Raw genomic sequence first — 18,000 nt, forward strand, 5'->3', positions numbered from 1 at the left:
GTGTCTCCCTTTCTTCTCCCCGCCGGGGAGAAGATGCCCCGAAGGGGCAGATGAGGGGGCAAGCTCTCCGCCTCTCTCCACCGTCGCCCCCTCATCCGGCGCTGCGCGCCACCTTCTCCCCGGCGGAGAGAAGAAACGAGCGGTGAGCTTTACTTTCACAAGCGGTCTTTCCGGGTGAAGTATTCTCTCGTGCCGCCACGATGATATGCTGGCCCGCCACAGCGGCCCACCCGAACAAGGTTTCCATCCCATGCAACTGCGCGCCTTGATGTATTTTGACGAGCTCGTCCGCACCAATTCCATGCGCGCCGCGGCGGAAAACCTGAATGTCGCGCCAACGGCGGTCAGCCGGCAGATCGAAAATCTCGAATATTATTTCGGCTCGCCGCTGGTGGAGCGATCCAGCCGCGGCGTGAAGTTGACGGCGGCAGGTGAGCTGCTCGCCGCCCGTGCCGGCAAGACGCTGCGCGAGCTCGACCATGTGCACCAGCTGATCGATGACTTGAAGGGGCTGCAGCGCGGCCGCGTCACGGTCTATGCCAATGGCGCAACCGTGGCCAATCTTCTGGCGCCGGTGCTGGCGCAGTTCAGCCTGAAATACCCAAAACTGCGTTTCGAGGTGCATATCACCAGCGCCCGGCAGGCGATGGAGGCATTGGGCGCGGCTGAGGCCGATCTGGTTGTCAGCCTTTTTGCCCCAAAGGTTTCCGGTGTGAAAGTGCGTTCGCGTACCCGCATCAGCTATGATGTCATCTTCCCGGCCGGCCATGCGCTCGCCGCCCAGCCGGAAGTCTCGCTGAAGGAGCTGGCCGGCCTGCCGCTTGCCCTGCCGGACAAAAGTTTTGCCGCGCGGCAGGCATTCGACACGCTGTTTGCCGATGCCGGCATTGAGCTTGATCCCGTCTTCATTACCAGTTCGCTGGAAATGCTGAAGGAGCTGGTGCTGGGTCACGCCGCCGCCACGCTGTTGCCGGCGCTTTCGGTGGCGCGTGAAATCCGCAGCGGCCAGATGGTTGCGGTTCCGCTTTCCGGCAAGAAGGGTATCCATACCCAGATCGATCTCTGTGTTGCGCCTGATCGGCAATTGTCCTTCGCCGCCTCCAAGCTTGCTGATTTCATCGAGCGCTTCATGCGCGAGGCGACGGCTGGGTAAGCGGGGCAGTCGGTGTTTCTGTCGGAGAGGTTGATTTCCGTTCGCATTTCCGTGTAGCCATTTTAGCTACACGGAGCACACAAAAATCGAGATTGTGTGTGCGCCTGCAACATGACACTCTTTTTGCAACGGGTGGTCTTCGGAAGGGCAAAAATGCCCCGGCCGCCAGACAGGGGACTAAGGATGCCACGCACTTATCTTTCGCAGGCGGCAACGCTTTCGCGCCGCACCGCGCTGACCCTCGCATTGGGTACCGCGCTCTGGCTGCCGCTTTCGCTTGCGGGGGCTGAGGCTGCGCCGAAAACCGCGCTGACGCTGGGCATGGCAGTCGAGCCGACCGGCCTCGATCCGACCATTGCCGCCCCTGTCGCCATCGGCCAGGTGACCTGGCAGAATGTCTTTGAAGGTCTGGTGACGATCGACCGCGACGGCAAGGTGAAGCCGCAGCTTGCCGAAAGCTGGGAAATTGCGCCTGACGGCAAGACCTACACATTCAAGCTGCGCAAGGGCGTTACCTTCCACGATGGTGAGGCTTTCGATTCCTCTGTCGCAAAGTTTTCGCTGGATCGGGCGCGCGGTGAAAACTCGGTCAATCCGCAGAAACGTTTCTTCGCCGCCATCGACAGTATCGAGACGCCGGATGCCGCAACGCTGGTGCTGAAGCTGAAGCAGCCGGCTGGTAGCCTTCTTTATTGGCTCGGCTGGCCTGCCTCCGTGATGGTCGCGCCCAAAAGCGCGGAGAATAACCGCACGACGCCCGTCGGCACTGGCCCGTTCAAATTCGTGAACTGGGCCAAGGGCGACAAGGTGGAACTGGAGAAGAACGCCGCCTATTGGGACAAGGCCGTGGCGGTGAAGCTCGACAGGGCGACCTTCCGCTTCGTGTCCGACCCGCAGGCGCAGGCTGCGGCACTGAAGTCTGGCGATATCGATGCCTTCCCGGAATTCGGCGCGCCGGAACTTATGACCTCCTTTGATGGCGATAAGCGCCTCGGCACCTTCGTCGGCAATACCGAGCTGAAGGTCGTGGCCGGCATGAACAATGCCCGCAAGCCTTTTGATGACAAACGCGTGCGACAGGCGCTGATGATGGCGGTGGATCGTGGCACTGTCATTGAGGGCGCCTGGTCCGGTTACGGCACGGCCATTGGCAGCCACTACACCCCGAATGACCGCGGATACATCGATACGACAGGGGTGCACCCTTACGATGTCGACAAGGCGAGAGCGCTGCTTGCCGAAGCGGGTTATGCTGATGGTTTTAGTTTCACCATCAAGGCGCCGCAGATGGCCTATGCCCAGCGCACCTCGCAAATCCTGCAGGCGATGCTGGCCGAAATCGGTGTGACGATGACCATTGAGACCACCGAATTTCCGGCCAAGTGGGTGGCGGATGTTCTGAAAGGTGCGGATTACGACATGACCATCGTCGCCCATGCCGAGCCGATGGATATCGATATCTATTCCCGCGATCCCTATTATTTCAACTACAAGAACCCGACCTTCAACGAGGTTATCGCCAGCGTCGAAAAGACGGCGGATGCCGCTGAGCAGGAAAAGCTTTATGGCGACGCCCAGAAAATCCTCGCCGAAGATGTGCCGGCTCTTTTTCTGTTCGTGATGCCGAAGCTTGGTGTATGGGACAGGAAGGTGAAGGGGCTGTGGGAAAACGAGCCCATTCCCTCGAATGTGCTGACGGATGTGCATTGGGAAGAGTGAGGTTTGCCATGAAGGGCGGGGCGCATTTCCGCCCTACACCTCATTCCTGTGCTTGTCACAGGAATCCAGCCAGTCCAAGTCCTTGGGCTGGAAAGACTCCTATCGCCGCGCAGACGCGCGACGGCTGGATCCCTGTGACAAGCACAGGGATGAGGGAGGAATGCGCGGGTAAGGCGATAGACCCATTTGCCATATCCGGCTACACAACCACGCAAGGAGAAGATGCCAGATGTTAGCCGTCCTCATCCGGCGTCTTGTAAGCCTCGTCATCACGCTGTTTGCCGTCTCCCTCATCATCTATGTCATTATGGGCCTGCTGCCGGGTGATCCAGCCGCCATCATGCTTGGCACTTCGGCGAGCCCCGATACGCTGGCCGCCCTGCAGAAGCAGATGGGCCTCGATCAGCCGCTGCCGCTGCGTTACCTCCACTGGCTGGTCGGCGTCTTCCGCGGTGATCTCGGGCAATCCTATACCTATGGCGTGCCTGTGGCGGGCCTGATTATCGAGCGGCTGGCCGTTACCCTGCCGCTCGCCCTGCTTGCCGTTTGCCTGTCCGTTGCCATTGCCATTCCGCTTGGCGTGGCGGCGGCGCGGAACCGCAACGGGGCGCTGGATTTTGCGGCCGGGCTGTTTTCCCATGTGGGCATTGCCGTGCCGGGATTCTGGGTCGGGCTGCTGCTCATCATCGTGTTTTCCACCACGCTCGGCTGGATGCCATCAGGCGGGTTTCCCGGCTGGACGCCAAGCTTTTCGGCAGGGCTTGTAGCGCTGGTGCTGCCGGCAATCGCGCTGGCGCTGTCGCAGGCCGGGGTTCTCACCCGCGTCTGCCGCTCCGCCGTGCTTGAAGTGATGAATGAGGATTTCGTGCGTACCGCGCGGGCCAAGGGCCTGAGCGAACGGGTGGCGCTGTGGCGGCATGCGGTTCCGAATGCGATGATCCCCGTTGTCACCATGATTGGCCTGCAATTCACCTTTTTGATTGCCGGCGCGGTGCTTGTCGAGAATGTCTTCAACCTGCCGGGCCTTGGCCGGCTTGCCTATCAGGCGCTGACCCAGCGCGACATCGTCGTCATGCAATCCGTCGTGCTGTTCTTCTCGGCGCTGGTCATCATCATGAATTTCGTGGTCGATATCGCCTATCTCTTCATCGATCCGAGACTGCGGGCAGGTGCGCGATGATGCGATTTATCCGCCGCCGCCCGGCCTTCGTCCTCGGCATCGCTGTCACCAGCTTCCTCGTTGCCGTTGCCCTTTTGTCGCTGGTCTGGACGCCGGTTTCGCCGACCAAGATGCAGATCGTCCAGAAACTGAAATCGCCATTCGTTTATGGCGGTCTCGGCACGGATCATTTTGGCCGTGATGTGCTGTCGATGCTGATGGCCGGCGCGTGGAATTCACTCTCCACCGCCATCGCCGCCGTCGCCATCGGCGCGTCTGTCGGCACGGCCATTGGCGTCGCGGTCGCGGCCCTGCGTGGTGTTACCGAAACCGTGGTCATGCGCATCTGCGATATCATCTTCGCCGTGCCGCCTATCCTGTCGGCGATGATGCTCGGCGCTTTCATCGGCACGGGGCGCTTCACCGCCATCATTGCCATCGCCACCTTCATGGTGCCGGTTTTTGCGCGGCTGACGCTGGGGGCCGCACTGCAGATATGGGCGCGGGAATACATTACCGCTGCCATCAGCATCGGCCAGAACCGCGCCAAGATCACGCTTTTCCATATCGTGCCGAATATTTCCAACCAGATCATCGTGCAGGTGACGATCCAGCTCGGTCTTGCGATATTGACGGAAGCAGGCCTTTCATTCCTCGGTCTCGGCATGCCGCCACCCGCCGCCACCTGGGGGCGGATGCTCGCCGATGCCCAGACCTATCTTGGCGCTGCACCCTGGCTTGCCATCATGCCCGGCCTTGCGATTGCGCTCGCCGTTTTCGGCCTCAATCTTCTCGGCGATGGCCTGCGCGACCTGCTGGACCCGCGCGATACCAGTTGACCGTTCAAAAAAGCTGTCGCCCTTATTTCCTGTTTTTCTGACGAGACGATGCCATGACCGATCTCATAGACCTCAACACGCTCGAAATCCTGGCGCTTTACCGGGATAAGAAGCTTTCGCCATCGGAATATTGGCAGGCGGCGGAGGTGCGTATCGATGCCTTCGAACCGGTTGTGAACGCGCTTTACGCTTATGATCCGGAAGATGCTCGCAGGCAGGCGCTGGCCTCGACGGAGCGTTGGCAAAAAGGCGAAACGCTCGGGGCTCTCGATGGCATTCCGGTCTCGCTGAAGGAACTCATCGCCACGAAGGGCCACCCGGTGCCGCTCGGCACCAGGGCGGTGGAACTGGTGCCTGCGGCTGAAGACGCGCCGGTGGCTGCCCGCTGCCGGGAAGATGGCGCGATCATTTACGCGAAGACCACCTGCCCGGATTACGGCATGTTATCGTCGGGCCTTTCCAGCTTCCACAAGCTCAGCCGCAACCCGTGGGATCCCACCCAGAACCCCGGTGGCTCCAGTGCCGGTGCGGCTTCGGCCGGCGCTGCGGGTTACGGCACGCTGCATATCGGCACGGATATTGGCGGCTCGGTGCGGCTGCCGGCCGGATGGACCGGTCTCTTCGGTTTCAAACCGAGCCAGGGCCGCATCCCGGTCGATCCCTATTATACCGGTCGCTGCGCCGGGCCGATGACCCGCACCGTCATTGATGCCGCCTATGCCATGGCGACGCTTTCGCGGCCTGACTGGCGCGATGGTACATCACTGCCGCCCAACAGCATCGACTGGATGGATCTCGATATCGACGTGAAAGGCCTGAAGATCGGCCTCATGCTGGATGCCGGCTGCGGCCTGCCGCTGGAAGAAGAGGTGTGCGATGCTGTTGTCGCGGCTGCGAAACTGTTCGAGGCGGCCGGTGCTATCGTCATCCCGGTCGAGCCGGTGCTGACGCGCGAGATGCTGGACGGGCTGGATGATTTCTGGCGAGCGAAATTCTGGGGCGATATGGTGGCGCTGAGCGATGAACGCCGCGCGATGATCCTCCCCTATATTCTCGAATGGGCGGAGAAGGGGGCGGAGGTTAGCGGTTCCCGTGCGGTCTTCGGATTCAATCAGACGATGGAAATGCGCAAGACCTGCGGGCGGCTGATGCAGACAGTGGATGCGGTTATCTCGCCCACCAATCCCATCGTGTCTTACCCGGCCGACTGGGCCTCGCCCACCAATGATCCCTCACGGCCCTTCGAACATATCGCTTTCACGGTGCCGTGGAACATGTCGGAACAGCCGGCCTCCTCGATCAATTGCGGTTTCTCGACATCCGGCATGCCCATCGGTCTGCAGATCGTCGGTCCCCGTTACGAGGATTTGTTCGTGCTCAAACTTTCAAAGGCGTTCGAGAATTGGGGCGGCGGTGTGAGACGCTGGCCGCAGCCGCCGCAGGCCCGCTGATCCCACCTTTATCGGCCATGTAGTATTGCCATAATACCCGCGTCTCGATCCTGCCTGCTAGGGTACCCAAAGGCATTCGAAAACGGGAGGAGCAGACATGCCGAAGAAGATTTTGATGATCACCGGCGATTTCGCCGAGGATTATGAGACCATGGTGCCGTTTCAGACGCTGCTTGCTGTCGGCCACACGGTGCATGCCGTCTGCCCCGGCAAGAAGGCGGGCCAGACCATTGCCACGGCCATCCACGATTTCGAGGGCGACCAGACCTATTCGGAAAAACGTGGCCATAATTTCGCGCTCAACGCCACCTTCGCCGATATCAAGGTTGCCGATTACGATGCGCTGGTCATTCCCGGCGGCCGCGCGCCGGAATATCTCCGCCTTAATGCGGATGTGCTGGCGGCGGTGAAACATTTCTTTGAAGCCGACAAGCCGGTGGCCGCCGTCTGCCATGGTGCGCAATTGCTGGCGGCGGCCGGTGTCTTGAAGGGCCGCACCTGCTCGGCCTATCCCGCCTGCCGTCCCGAGGTCGAGTTGGCCGGCGGCACCTATGCCGATATCGCCATCGATGCGGCTGTTACCGACGGCAAGCTGGTGACGGCGCCCGCATGGCCGGCGCATCCGGCCTGGCTTTCGCAATTCATGGCGGTGCTCGGCAAATAAGACCGGCGAAACGGGGCTTTTTCCGGCCCCGTTTTCCGCCTATCTTTCAGGCGTGGTGAGGGAGGAAACCATGTGCAAGCTTTTCATCAAGGCAGACCCCACGCTTTGGGAAAGCCATACGCGGTCGCTCAGAATCGACGGCATGGTCACAAGTGTGCGGCTTGAGAACTTCTTCTGGACGACGCTGGACGAGATCGCGCGCCGCGATGGCATGAACAGCGTGCAGCTCATCGCCAAGCTTTATAATGAATCGATTGATGCCGGGCACGACCTCGGCAATTTCACCTCGTTCCTGCGGGTCTGCTGCGGGCGTTATCTGGCGCTGCAGCTTTCCGGCGATATTCCCGCGCGGACGGATATTCCGATTGCGGCGCTGGATGCGGACAGTATTCTCGATGCGGAGAAGGTGAATTACCACTAGGTGGTAACTTTGGGCTCGATAGTGGATCAACTTGCACCCGACGTCATCCTCGGGCTTGACCCGAGGATCCACAGTCACGCGCGGCAATGGATCCTCGGGTCAAGCCCGAGGATGACGGTGGAGAGGTTCTTGTGACGCAGGGAACGGCGTCTCCTCAGCTCTTCAGCGCCCTTGGATCTAACGCATCGCGCACGGCATCGCCGATATAATTGACGCTCAGAACCGTCAGTGAAATCGCCAGCCCCGGCCATAACACGCGCGACGGCGTCAGTTGCAGGAAGTTGGCGCCATCAAACAGCAGTCGTCCCCAGGTCGGAAAGTCGGAGGGGAAGCCGAGACCGAGGAAGGAGAGCGCCGATTCCGTGATGATGGCGGCGGCGATGCCGAGGGTGGCCGAAACCATGATCGAACTCAGCACATTCGGCAGGATGTGCCTCAGGATGATGCGATATTCGCGCATGCCGCTCGATTTCGCCGCCATGATGAATTCCTGGCTTTTGATCGTCAGCACATCGCCGCGCACGATACGGGCGGTATGCATCCAGCTGGTTATCCCGATCACGAAGACAATCAGGATGAAGATGCCGGTTTCCGGACCGAATGCCGCGCGCAACGTATCGCGAAACAGCATCAGGATGACGAGCAGTAGCGGCAGAAGTGGCAGGGCGAGGAACAGGTCGGTCAGCCGCATCAGCGGCCCGTCGAGCCTGCGGAAATAGCCTGACAGCACCCCCACCAGCGTGCCGAGAAACAGCGCCAGCAGCATGGCGGTGATCCCGACGGCAAGCGAAATGCGCCCGCCAGCCAGCACCTGCGCCAGCATGTCCTTGCCGAGATTATCGGTGCCGAAGGGATGGGCCAGTGATGGCCACTGGTTGCGTTCCTTTACGTTGATGGCGTTCGGCGCGACGGTGTGGATATAGGGCCCGACATATACTGCAAGCAGGATGAAGACGAAGACGAAGAGCCCCGCCACACCGCCCTTGTGAACGCGGAACTGTTTCCAGATATCGGCAAGGGCGGATTGCGTCGGGGTGGCCGCAACCGTCGGCGCTGCAATGGTGGCGTCAGTCATAGCGGATCCTCGGGTCGAGAATGCCGTACAGCACGTCGGCAATCAGGTTGAAGAGCACGATCAGCACCGCGAAAATGAAGGTCAGCGTCTGCACCAGTGGAATATCCGCGCCCTGAACGGCCGTTATCAGCAATTGGCCAAGCCCGTTCACGCGGAAAATCTGCTCGGTGATGATGGCGCCGGAAAATATCGTCGGCACGCCGAGTGCAATCACGGTCACAACAGGGATCAGGCTGTTGCGCAGCACGTGGACGAGCAGGACGGATTTTTCCTTCACGCCTTTTGCCCGTGCCGTGCGCACATAATCCTGATGCAGATTGTCCAGCATGGAGGCGCGCACGAAGCGGCTGATCTGCGAGACATTGTAGAGCGTCAGCACCAGCACCGGCAGGAACATCTGCTTCACCTGCGCCACGAAGCTTGCCCAGTCCGAGACCCTCAGATTGGTGTCGTAAACGGAAGGGAACCATTGCAGATAGGAGCTGAAGATGACGACCAGCAGCACGCCGGTGAAGAAGGTCGGAACCGAATAACCGACCATGGAAATGAAGGTGCCGATCTGGTCGAAGATCGAATATTGCTTATAGGCGGAGATGACGCCGATCGGGATCGCCAGCAGCGCGCCGAAGAGATAGGCGAGGCCCACCACCCACAGCGTTTGCGGCATGCGCTGAATGACGAGATCGACCACCGGGCTGCGTGTCGCCCATGACAAGACACGCATACGGCTACCATCGCCGATCTGCCAGCCGGTGAGCTTTTCGAAGAGGTTCAAAGGTTCGTTGATGAAGAACTGTTGCAGCCACATCAGGTAACGGATGAAGAAGGGCTGGTCGAGGCCAAGCGAGGCGCGGATCTGCTCGCGCACTTCCGGCGGGATGGTGAGCGGCAGGTCGCCGGTCGGGTCGTTGGGCGCAAGATCGAGCAGCGCGAAGATGACGAAGCTGATGACGAGCAACGTCGGTACGGCAAAGGCAAGCCGCCGGAGCGTAAAGGCAAACATCTGAAACTCTCCAGACCCAGAGCGCGGCAGCACGAAAATTGGGAGCTTCTTCGCCGTGACGCTGCAAATGTGTCTTCAGAACATGGTCCAGGGGGCATGCAAAAGGCCGGCCCCCTTGTCGGGGAGCCGGCGCATCTGCGTGTTACTTTTTGCGGGACCAGTCCGCGACGTTCCAGAGTTCCGAATCCCAGGCATTCATGCGAACGCCTTCCAGCGTCAGCGAATGTGAGGAAACGTTGCCGCGGTGGATGAGCGGAATATGCGCGCCTTCTTCCGTCAGCATGTCGTTCAGCTGCTTGGCGATTTCCCCGCGCTTGGCAAAGTCCGTGGTCTTGGAAAGGACGCCCACCAGCTTGTCGAATTCCGGGTTGCAATAACGCGGAACATTCTGACCCTGCCAGCCGTTGGCCGGGGCAGGGATCTTGTCGCACAGCCATTCCGCCAGATATTTTTCCGGATCGGTGCCGTCGAAATTGTTGGTGTACATTTCAACGTCGGCATAAAATTTCTGGAAGGTATCCGGGCTTGCCGGGTCGCCGCCGAAGAACACCGAGGCGCTGACATTGCGAAGTTCAGCCGCAACGCCGATCTGCGACCACATGTCTTTCACCAGTTCCTGCGCCGCCTGGCGAACGGAGTTGGTGGAGGTCTGGTAGAGGAAGGACAGCTTCACGCCGTTCTTGGCGCGGATCCCGTCTGATCCCTTCACCCAGCCTGCATCATCCAGCAGCTTGTTTGCACCTTCCACATCCTGCTTCAGGCACCAGCTGTCGTTTTTCGTCGAAGCGACGGCCTCAGGCGCCGGCACGATGTTGCAGGTCGGCTTGCCCGCCTCGCCATAACCCGTCTCGTCGATAATATCGCGGTCGATGGCGAGCGAGAGTGCCCGGCGCACGGCCGGATCGGAAAGCGCCGGGTGCGGCCCGCCCTCCTTGGTGGAGCGCTTGTCGCCCAGGGCGGGATCGGCATTGTACCAGTTGAGATTGATACGCTCGACCTGCGTGCCGAAGGCGGTTTCCAGCTTGCCCTTGCCGGCCGCCACCATGGTGGCGAGGATTTCCGGCTCCACCTGCATGTTCCATGCGTAGTCGAATTCGCCGGTTTCAAGAACGGCACGCGCAGCGGAAGCCGCATCGCCGCCGCCTTTCAGGGTCACGGTGGCGAAGGCGGGCTTGGCCGGATCGCGATAGTTGGTATTGGCGACGTAGCTGATCACGTCGTTCGGCTTGAAATCCTTGACTACGAAGGGGCCGGTGCCGATGGGACCGAAATTGGCGGAGGTGCAGCCCGGAGCCGCAGCGCCGACGCATTTCTCAAACTGCTTCTTCTGGATAACCGGTGATTGTGCGCCGACGAATGCGGAATAGGGGTAAGGTTTTGGTTCGGTGAAGCTGACCTTGACGGTATGGGCGTCGACGGCCTCGACGTTTTTCACGCCTTCATATTGTGCCGCCTGTGCGCAGCCGCCATCCGGTGCGGTGCAATATTTCCAGGTGAAAACCACATCGTCAGCGGTAAGCGGCGTGCCGTCAGACCATTTGACATCGCTTTTCAGCTTCCAGGTCATGCTGAGCAGGTCTTTTGCTACGCCGCCATTATCGACGGTCGGGATCTCGCTCACCAGCATCGGCACCAGCTCGCCCTTTTCGTCGTAGCGCGCCAGCGGCTCGATCACCATGGACGAGCTGTAGATTTCCTTTGTGCCTCCGGAAAGGTAAGGGTTAAGTGTCGATACGGCCTGCCAGAACAGGATTTTCAGTTCGCCGTCACTGCCGCGCTCGGCATGGGCGGCAGTGCCTGCGAGGGCCATGGCCGCCACCGTGCTGGCAAAGAGAACGCTGCGCTTCTTCATCGTGTTTTTCCCCTTTTTAGATTTTATCTATTTGAATGTTTGACGCTTTTCCCATCGTCATGTGCAAGGTCTATTGTTTATAAGTATTTGACTTTGCTAAGGAATACTCCTCCATTCCGGATGATGCTATTGTCAGTTTTTTTGAAAATCAAGCCCCAAACTCGTATTGATGAACAAAATTTGAGCCATTCGCCTTTTGGCCTATTTTTCGCTCATGCAGCAAAATTCAGACTTGCAAAAGTAGAAATTCCAAACGCAATATGGCTCCCGACAACCCGGCGGGGAACAAAAAAAGGAAAACTGGGAATGCCGATATTGAACCGTGTGGCCGAGATGCAGGAAGACGTTGCCGGCTGGAGGCGCCACCTGCACGAGACGCCGGAACTGCTTTACGACGTCTTCGAAACATCGAAGTTCGTGGCCGAGAAACTAAGGTCTTTCGGCTGTGACATCGTCGAGACCGGCATTGGCAGGACCGGGGTGGTCGGCATCATCAAGGGTCGGCACGGCGACGGCCCGACTATCGGTTTCCGTTCCGACATGGATGCCCTGCCGATCCTCGAGACCAGCGGCAAACCATGGGCTTCCAAGGTTCCCGGCAAGGCCCATTCCTGCGGCCATGACGGGCACACCGCCATGCTTCTTGGCGCGGCGCAATATCTGGCAGAGACCCGCAATTTCAAGGGTTCCGTGGCCGTGATCTTCCAGCCCGCCGAAGAGGGTGGGGCAGGGGCGCTTGCCATGCTGAATGACGGCATGATGGAAAAGTTCGGCATTTCCCAGGTCTATGGCATGCATAACGAGCCGGGCATTCCCGTCGGCCAGTTCGCCATCCGCAAGGGCTCGACCATGGCGGCGGCGGATAGTTTCGAGATCGTCATCACCGGCAAGGGCAGCCATGCGGCCGCACCGCACCTTTCCATCGATCCGGTGTTGACCTCGGCGCATATCATCATCGCCCTGCAATCCATCGTCTCGCGGGAGACGGACCCGCTGAAATCGCTCGTCGTCACCGTCGCCACCACCCATGGCGGCACGGCCGTCAATGTCATTCCCGGCTCGGTGACGCTGACGGGCACTGTGCGCACGCTGCTGCCGGAAACCCGTGATTTCGCCGAAAAACGTCTGAAGGAAGTGGCGACCGCCACGGCCATGGCGCATGGCGCCACCGTTGAGGTGAAATACCACCGCGGTTATCCGGTCACCTTCAACCACAGTGATGAGACGGAATTTGCGACCGGCGTGGCGATGGGTGTGGCTGGCGCCAACGCCGTCAACACCAATCCCAACCCGCATATGGGAGCGGAAGATTTCTCCTACATGCTCGAAGCCCGCCCCGGCGCCTTCATCTTCATCGGCAATGGCGATACCGCCGGGCTGCACAATGCCGCCTATGATTTCAACGATGATGCACTGCCTTACGGCATCAGCTACTGGGTTTCGATGGCCGAAAAGGCACTTGCTGCGTAAGACATCCGGCGGCCGTCATGGCCGCCTTCTGCTTTTCAGGAGATCGGCATGCTTTTGGCGGCGACATCAATGGAACAGACCGGCGGTTCAGTCAGCCCGGTTTTATCGGTTCAGAATCTCACCACATCCTTCCGCGTCGATGGCGGTTGGAAATCCGTGGTGCGCAATATGAGTTTCGAGATCGCACCGCGCGAGACGGTGGCGATCGTCGGCGAAAGCGGCTCGGGCAAAAGCGTCACCTCGCTCTCCATCATGCGCCTGCTCGATAAAAAGACGAGCCGCATCGAAGGCAAGGTCATGCTCGGCGGGCGCGACCTGCTGGCGCTGCCGGAAGAGGAGATGCGCAAGGTTCGCGGAAAAGACATTTCGATGATCTTCCAGGAGCCGATGACCAGCCTCAATCCGATCTTCCCGATCGGCAAGCAGATCGCCGAAGCGTTGACCGTGCATCAGGATATTTCTTCGTCTGCCGCCAAGGCTGAGGTCATCCGCCTGCTGGAGAAGGTCCGTATTCCCAATGCGAAGAACCGTTTCGACGATTATCCGCACCAGTTTTCAGGCGGCATGCGCCAGCGCGTGATGATCGCCATGGCGCTCGCCTCCAAACCGAAGCTGCTGATCGCCGACGAGCCGACAACGGCGCTCGACGTGACCATCCAGGGCCAGATTCTCGACCTCATCAAGCTGCTGCAGGAAGACGAGGGCATGTCGGTCCTGTTCATCACCCATGATATGGGCGTGGTGGCGGAAGTGGCTGACCGTACTATCGTCATGTTCCGTGGTGATGTCGTGGAAACCGGCACCACCGACGATATCTTCCACCGCGGCCATCATCCCTATACGCGTGCTTTGCTTTCGGCGGTGCCGAAGCTCGGTTCGATGAAGGAAAGGGCGCTGCCGGCGCGTTTCCCGATCATCGATATCAAGACCGGCGAGAGCCAGCCTGTGGTCGAGGTCAAGGATACTGTTTCCGGCGGCCGCACGCCCATTCTCTCGGTCAAGGACCTGACGACCCGTTTCGATATCCGCTCCGGTCTTTTTGGCCGCAAATCCGGTGCCGTACATGCGGTGGAAAAAGTCTCCTTCGATCTGGCCGAGGGTGAAACCCTGTCTCTCGTGGGGGAATCGGGTTGTGGCAAATCCACCACCGGGCGGTCGATCACCCGGCTGATCGAACCGACATCCGGCAATGTCATGCTTGACGGTTACGAGGTGCTGAAGCTCGACAAGACGACGCTGCGCACCATGCGCCGCAGCGTGCAGATGATCTTTCAGGACCCCTTCGCATCGCTCGATCCGCGCATGAGCATCGGCACGGCGATTATGGAACCCTTTATCGAGCATAAACTTGGACCCAAGCCGCAGGCGCGCGAAAAGGCGGCGGACCTGATGGAAAAGGTTGGCCTCAGCCCGGATATGATGCGGCGTTTCCCGCATGAATTTTCCGGCGGCCAGCGCCAGCGTATCGCCATTGCCCGTTCGCTAATGCTCGATCCCAAGGTCATCGTTGCCGATGAGGCTGTCTCGGCGCTTGATGTCTCGATCAAGGCGCAGGTCTGCAACCTGCTGCTCGACCTGCAACAAAGCCTCAACCTCGCCTTCCTTTTCATCTCCCATGACATGGCGGTCGTCGAGCGCGTCAGTCATCGTGTGGCGGTGATGTATCTCGGCGAGATCGTCGAAATCGGCCCCCGCGCCGCCGTCTTCGACAATCCGCAGCACCCCTATACGAAAAAATTGATGTCGGCCGTTCCCGTGCCGGACCCGGCGCGACGGCAGATCCGTCGCAACATGGCGACGGACGAGATCAAGAGCCCGATCCGCCCGGTGGATTATGTGCCGCCGCAGCGCCACTACCGCGAGGTTTCAGCTGGGCATCTGGTGCAGGAAGCGGCTTGATTAAGCAGTCCCGTCTTCGGGCTGAGCGCTGGTAAGGGACCGAGTGGTTTCCGCATATTTCTTCTCCCCGTCGGGGAGAAGTCCGCGGCAGCGGGATGAGGGGGCAAGGGTAGAGATAAACCGAGAGCTTGCCCCCTCATCCGACCCTTCGGGCCACCTTCTCCCCTCGGGGAGAAGAAACCTGCCGCACCGCCACGCCAGATGATTTTACGCCGGCCGCATGCTCCCTTGCGCATCCCACCGTTTGACAGCCGCCGCAAAAAAATGCCAGCAAATGCTCAAGCATAATTCTGAGAGGGCAGCGGCATGGCCAGACGAAACGACGCACATGGACGGCTGGACGATGCGGCCCGCGCCGGCTGGCTTTATTATGTCGCCGGCCGCACGCAGGATGAGATCGCCGCTGCCATGAGCATCTCCCGGCAGTCGGCGCAGCGGCTGGTGTCGCTGGCCGTCGCCGAGCGGCTGATCAAGGTCCGGCTTGATCACCCCATTGCTGCCTGTCTGGAAAAAGCCGAACGGCTGAAAGAGAAATTCGACCTTAGATATATCGAGGTGGTGCCGAGCGATCCGGCCGGCGTTTCCTCGACCGTTGGCATTGCCGAGGCCGGCGCGGCGGAGATCGAGCGCTGGCTGAAAAATGCCGATCCCATCGTGCTCGCTATCGGCACCGGCCGTACCTTGAAGGCCGCCGTGGACCAGTTGCCGCCGATGGAGTGCCCGCAGCATCGCATCGTGTCGCTGACAGGCAATATCGGGCCGGATGGCTCGGCGGCCTATTATAACGTCATCTTCAGCATGGCCGATGCCATCAAGGCGCGGCATTTTCCGATGCCGCTGCCGGTTCTGTGCTCGTCGGCTGAGGAGCGGGAACTGCTGCACGACCAGTCCATGGTGCGCTCAACGCTGGCGCTTGGGTCCGCCGCCAATGTCACCTTTGTTGGCGTTGGTGAACTCGGGGAAAACGCGCCGCTCTGCGTCGATGGTTTTCTGGGGGTGGATGAGATGAAGGCTCTTATGGCAAGTGGTGCCGTCGGTGAGATCTGCGGCTGGATGTATGATGCCAATGGCCGCATTCTCGAGCACGCCGTCAACGAGCGCGTTGCCTCCGTTCCCATTCCGTCACGAGAGACCTGCACCGTCATCGGCATGGCGCAGGGCGCGCGCAAGAATGCCTCGATTCTGGCGGCTCTGCAGGGCGGTCTGCTGAACGGTCTCATCACTGATGAAGTGACAGGTGAATATTTGCTCACCCATTGAGCAAAAATTAAATCAACAAAATCAGATATTTGATTTTTCCATGTGCGTCGCAGCACAGGATGTCGCTTGACTTTTTCGGCTTGCGAGTGAGTAAATGCCCCAGAGCAAAGCGAATGCTCATCATTTTTCTTCTGGGAGGAAGATATGACACTGAAGACCATTTTGCTGGGCGCATGCTCGGCCCTCGCCTTTACCACCCTTGCTTCCGCCGAAACGCTGACCATCGCCACCGTCAACAACGGCGATATGATCCGTATGCAGGGGCTGACCTCCGACTTCACGGCAAAGAACCCGGACATCAAGGTCGAATGGGTAACGCTTGAGGAAAACGTCCTGCGCGAGCGCGTGACGACCGACATCGCCACCAATGGCGGCCAATACGACATCATGACCATCGGCAACTATGAAGTGCCGATCTGGGCCAAGCAGGGTTGGCTGCTGCCGCTCGAAAAGCTCGGCGACAAATACGATGTCGATGACATCCTGCCGGCCATCCGTGGCGGCCTTTCCGCCGAGGGCAAGCTTTACGCAGCACCCTTCTACGGCGAATCCGCCATGATCATGTATCGCAAGGACCTGTTTGAAAAAGCCGGCCTGAAGATGCCTGAGAACCCGACCTGGGAATTCATCGGTGACGCCGCCCGCAAGATTACCGACCGCAAGGCCGATATCAACGGCATGTGCCTGCGTGGCAAGGCCGGCTGGGGCGAGAACATGGCGTTTATCAGCGCGCTCACCAACTCCTTCGGTGGCCGCTGGTTCGATGAAAACTGGAAACCGCAGTTCGATCAGCCGGAGTGGAAAAGCTCCCTGCAGTTTTATGTTGATCTGATGAAGGATGCCGGTCCGTCGGGCGCCTCTTCCAACGGCTTCAACGAAAACCTGACGCTGTTCCAGCAGGGCAAATGCGGCATGTGGATCGATGCGACGGTTGCTGCCTCCTTCGTGTCCAACCCGAAGGATTCGACCGTAGCTGACAAGGTCGGTTATGCGCTCTTCCCGACGCATGGCGAACTGAAGAACCACGGCAACTGGTTGTGGTCCTGGAACCTTGCCATCCCGAAGAGCTCGCAGAAGGCGGAAGCTGCCGAAAAGTTCATCGCCTGGGCAACAAGCAAGGACTACACCACGCTCGTCGCTTCCAAGGAAGGCTGGGCAAACGTGCCTCCGGGAACCCGCACCTCGCTTTACAAGAACGCCGATTATGAAAAGGCCGCCGCCTTCGCCAAGCCGACGCTTGCCGCCATGGATGCTGCCGATATTACCAAGCCGACTGTAAAGCCCGTGCCTTACACCGGCGGTCAGTTTGTGGCGATCCCTGAATTCCAGGCGCTCGGCACCACTGTTGGTCAGCTGTTCTCGGCGGTCGTTGCCGGTCAGTCCAGCGTTGATGATGCGCTTGCGGGCGCCCAGTCGACTGCGACGCGTGAAATGACCCGCGCCGGTTACATCAAGTAATCCTCCCGAAGATCGCTGTCCGGCTCCCGTGCCGGGCAGCGAACACTCCGGGTCGGAAGCCGCCAGGCGGCTCTAATGCCTTTCAAATCAAAACAAGAATGAGCCGGTTCTTCCGGATATGCCGGGCGCATGTCGTGACGCCTGTACCCAAGGGGAGGTGAGTGCAATGGCAACTCGAAACACGAGCGGTCTGGCGCGGGTGATGCTTGCGCCATCGGTGCTGTTATTGCTGGTATGGATGATCGTGCCCCTGGCGATGACGCTGTGGTTCTCGTTCCAGAACTACAATCTCCTCAACCCGGCCAATGTCAGCTTTGCGGGTCTCTTCAATTACCAGTATTTCTACACCGACCCGGCCTTCTTCCAGTCAATCTGGAACACGCTTTTGATCGTCGGCGGCGTGCTTGCGATCACCGTCATCGGCGGCATCGCCATTGCGCTCCTGCTCGACAATGACATTTTCGGCCAGGGCATCGTGCGCATCATGATCATCTCGCCGTTCTTCGTCATGCCGCCGGTGGCCGCATTGGTGTGGAAGAACATGATCATGCATCCCGGTTACGGCGTGCTTGCCGAT

15 protein-coding genes are annotated in these 18,000 nt (G+C 59.9%); 12 read left to right on the forward strand and 3 right to left on the reverse strand.

The features are described from left to right. Positions 1-250 precede the first annotated feature (250 nt). The 7 genes from PL640_RS18865 to PL640_RS18895 all read left to right on the forward strand — a co-directional run bounded on the left by PL640_RS18865 (position 251) and on the right by PL640_RS18895 (position 7,406). On the forward strand, positions 251-1,153 hold the full coding sequence (locus tag PL640_RS18865; RefSeq protein ID WP_173990075.1) for a LysR family transcriptional regulator: 903 nt from the start codon (positions 251-253) through the stop codon (positions 1,151-1,153). 183 nt (positions 1,154-1,336) lie between these two features. Then, positions 1,337-2,872 (forward strand): ABC transporter substrate-binding protein, encoded by a 1,536-nt coding sequence (locus PL640_RS18870; protein ID WP_271363035.1) that lies wholly within the window; start codon positions 1,337-1,339, stop codon positions 2,870-2,872. A gap of 229 nt (positions 2,873-3,101) precedes the next feature. After that, positions 3,102-4,052: an ABC transporter permease gene (locus PL640_RS18875; protein ID WP_271363036.1), complete on the forward strand. Its 951-nt coding sequence runs from the start codon at positions 3,102-3,104 to the stop codon at positions 4,050-4,052. Continuing rightward, entirely contained in the window at positions 4,049-4,870 is an 822-nt protein-coding gene (locus PL640_RS18880) for an ABC transporter permease (protein ID WP_271363037.1), read from the forward strand. The genes PL640_RS18875 and PL640_RS18880 overlap by 4 nt, the downstream gene beginning before the upstream one ends. Positions 4,871-4,923: 53 nt before the next feature. Beyond that, on the forward strand, positions 4,924-6,321 hold the full coding sequence (locus tag PL640_RS18885; protein WP_271363038.1) for an amidase: 1,398 nt from the start codon (positions 4,924-4,926) through the stop codon (positions 6,319-6,321). A gap of 97 nt (positions 6,322-6,418) precedes the next feature. Further along, a complete protein-coding gene (locus PL640_RS18890; protein WP_003504778.1) occupies positions 6,419-6,985 on the forward strand; it encodes a DJ-1/PfpI family protein in 567 nt (188 codons plus the stop codon). A gap of 70 nt (positions 6,986-7,055) precedes the next feature. Beyond that, entirely contained in the window at positions 7,056-7,406 is a 351-nt protein-coding gene (locus tag PL640_RS18895; protein ID WP_065117712.1) for a ribbon-helix-helix domain-containing protein, read from the forward strand. Between the two features lie 154 nt (positions 7,407-7,560). On the opposite strand, the gene PL640_RS18900 is transcribed toward PL640_RS18895, so the two are convergent. The 3 genes from PL640_RS18900 to PL640_RS18910 form a co-directional block, all read right to left on the reverse strand. Next, a complete protein-coding gene (locus PL640_RS18900) occupies positions 7,561-8,481 on the reverse strand; it encodes an ABC transporter permease (RefSeq protein WP_142842834.1) in 921 nt (306 codons plus the stop codon). Next, on the reverse strand, positions 8,474-9,484 hold the full coding sequence (locus tag PL640_RS18905; RefSeq protein WP_142842833.1) for an ABC transporter permease: 1,011 nt from the start codon (positions 9,482-9,484) through the stop codon (positions 8,474-8,476). The genes PL640_RS18900 and PL640_RS18905 overlap by 8 nt, the downstream gene beginning before the upstream one ends. Positions 9,485-9,626: 142 nt before the next feature. After that, positions 9,627-11,336, reverse strand: coding sequence for a peptide ABC transporter substrate-binding protein (locus tag PL640_RS18910; RefSeq protein WP_271363039.1), 1,710 nt, complete (start codon positions 11,334-11,336; stop codon positions 9,627-9,629). 306 nt (positions 11,337-11,642) lie between these two features. Here PL640_RS18910 and PL640_RS18915 point away from each other — a divergent pair, with 306 nt between their 5' ends. The 5 genes from PL640_RS18915 to PL640_RS18935 all read left to right on the forward strand — a co-directional run. Continuing rightward, on the forward strand, positions 11,643-12,806 hold the full coding sequence (locus tag PL640_RS18915) for a M20 aminoacylase family protein (protein ID WP_271363040.1): 1,164 nt from the start codon (positions 11,643-11,645) through the stop codon (positions 12,804-12,806). Between the two features lie 48 nt (positions 12,807-12,854). Then, on the forward strand, positions 12,855-14,705 hold the full coding sequence (locus tag PL640_RS18920; RefSeq protein WP_271363041.1) for an ABC transporter ATP-binding protein: 1,851 nt from the start codon (positions 12,855-12,857) through the stop codon (positions 14,703-14,705). A gap of 306 nt (positions 14,706-15,011) precedes the next feature. Beyond that, complete coding sequence (locus PL640_RS18925; protein WP_271363042.1) at positions 15,012-15,965, forward strand: sugar-binding transcriptional regulator; 954 nt, start codon at positions 15,012-15,014, stop codon at positions 15,963-15,965. A gap of 144 nt (positions 15,966-16,109) precedes the next feature. Continuing rightward, entirely contained in the window at positions 16,110-17,423 is a 1,314-nt protein-coding gene (locus PL640_RS18930; RefSeq protein WP_142842828.1) for an ABC transporter substrate-binding protein, read from the forward strand. A gap of 166 nt (positions 17,424-17,589) precedes the next feature. Next, positions 17,590-18,000: carbohydrate ABC transporter permease (locus PL640_RS18935; RefSeq protein ID WP_271363043.1), on the forward strand; the 411-nt coding region annotated here is incomplete at its 3' end.

The organism is Agrobacterium sp. ST15.16.024, from assembly GCF_027956545.1.
Classification (GTDB): Bacteria; Pseudomonadota; Alphaproteobacteria; order Rhizobiales; family Rhizobiaceae; genus Agrobacterium; species Agrobacterium cucumeris.

Bases quoted from the DNA above. Each gene is read 5' to 3' on its own strand.
- PL640_RS18910 (WP_271363039.1), bottom strand. From the start codon at position 11,336: ATGAAGAAGCGCAGCGTTCTCTTTGCCAGCACGGTGGCGGCCATGGCC.
- PL640_RS18865 (WP_173990075.1), top strand. From the start codon at position 251: ATGCAACTGCGCGCCTTGATGTATTTTGACGAGCTCGTCCGCACCAAT.
- PL640_RS18890 (WP_003504778.1), top strand. From the start codon at position 6,419: ATGCCGAAGAAGATTTTGATGATCACCGGCGATTTCGCCGAGGATTAT.
- PL640_RS18875 (WP_271363036.1), top strand. From the start codon at position 3,102: ATGTTAGCCGTCCTCATCCGGCGTCTTGTAAGCCTCGTCATCACGCTG.
- PL640_RS18870 (WP_271363035.1), top strand. From the start codon at position 1,337: ATGCCACGCACTTATCTTTCGCAGGCGGCAACGCTTTCGCGCCGCACC.
- PL640_RS18915 (WP_271363040.1), top strand. From the start codon at position 11,643: ATGCCGATATTGAACCGTGTGGCCGAGATGCAGGAAGACGTTGCCGGC.
- PL640_RS18930 (WP_142842828.1), top strand. From the start codon at position 16,110: ATGACACTGAAGACCATTTTGCTGGGCGCATGCTCGGCCCTCGCCTTT.
- PL640_RS18895 (WP_065117712.1), top strand. From the start codon at position 7,056: ATGTGCAAGCTTTTCATCAAGGCAGACCCCACGCTTTGGGAAAGCCAT.
- PL640_RS18880 (WP_271363037.1), top strand. From the start codon at position 4,049: ATGATGCGATTTATCCGCCGCCGCCCGGCCTTCGTCCTCGGCATCGCT.
- PL640_RS18885 (WP_271363038.1), top strand. From the start codon at position 4,924: ATGACCGATCTCATAGACCTCAACACGCTCGAAATCCTGGCGCTTTAC.
- PL640_RS18900 (WP_142842834.1), bottom strand. From the start codon at position 8,481: ATGACTGACGCCACCATTGCAGCGCCGACGGTTGCGGCCACCCCGACG.
- PL640_RS18925 (WP_271363042.1), top strand. From the start codon at position 15,012: ATGGCCAGACGAAACGACGCACATGGACGGCTGGACGATGCGGCCCGC.
- PL640_RS18905 (WP_142842833.1), bottom strand. From the start codon at position 9,484: ATGTTTGCCTTTACGCTCCGGCGGCTTGCCTTTGCCGTACCGACGTTG.
- PL640_RS18920 (WP_271363041.1), top strand. From the start codon at position 12,855: ATGCTTTTGGCGGCGACATCAATGGAACAGACCGGCGGTTCAGTCAGC.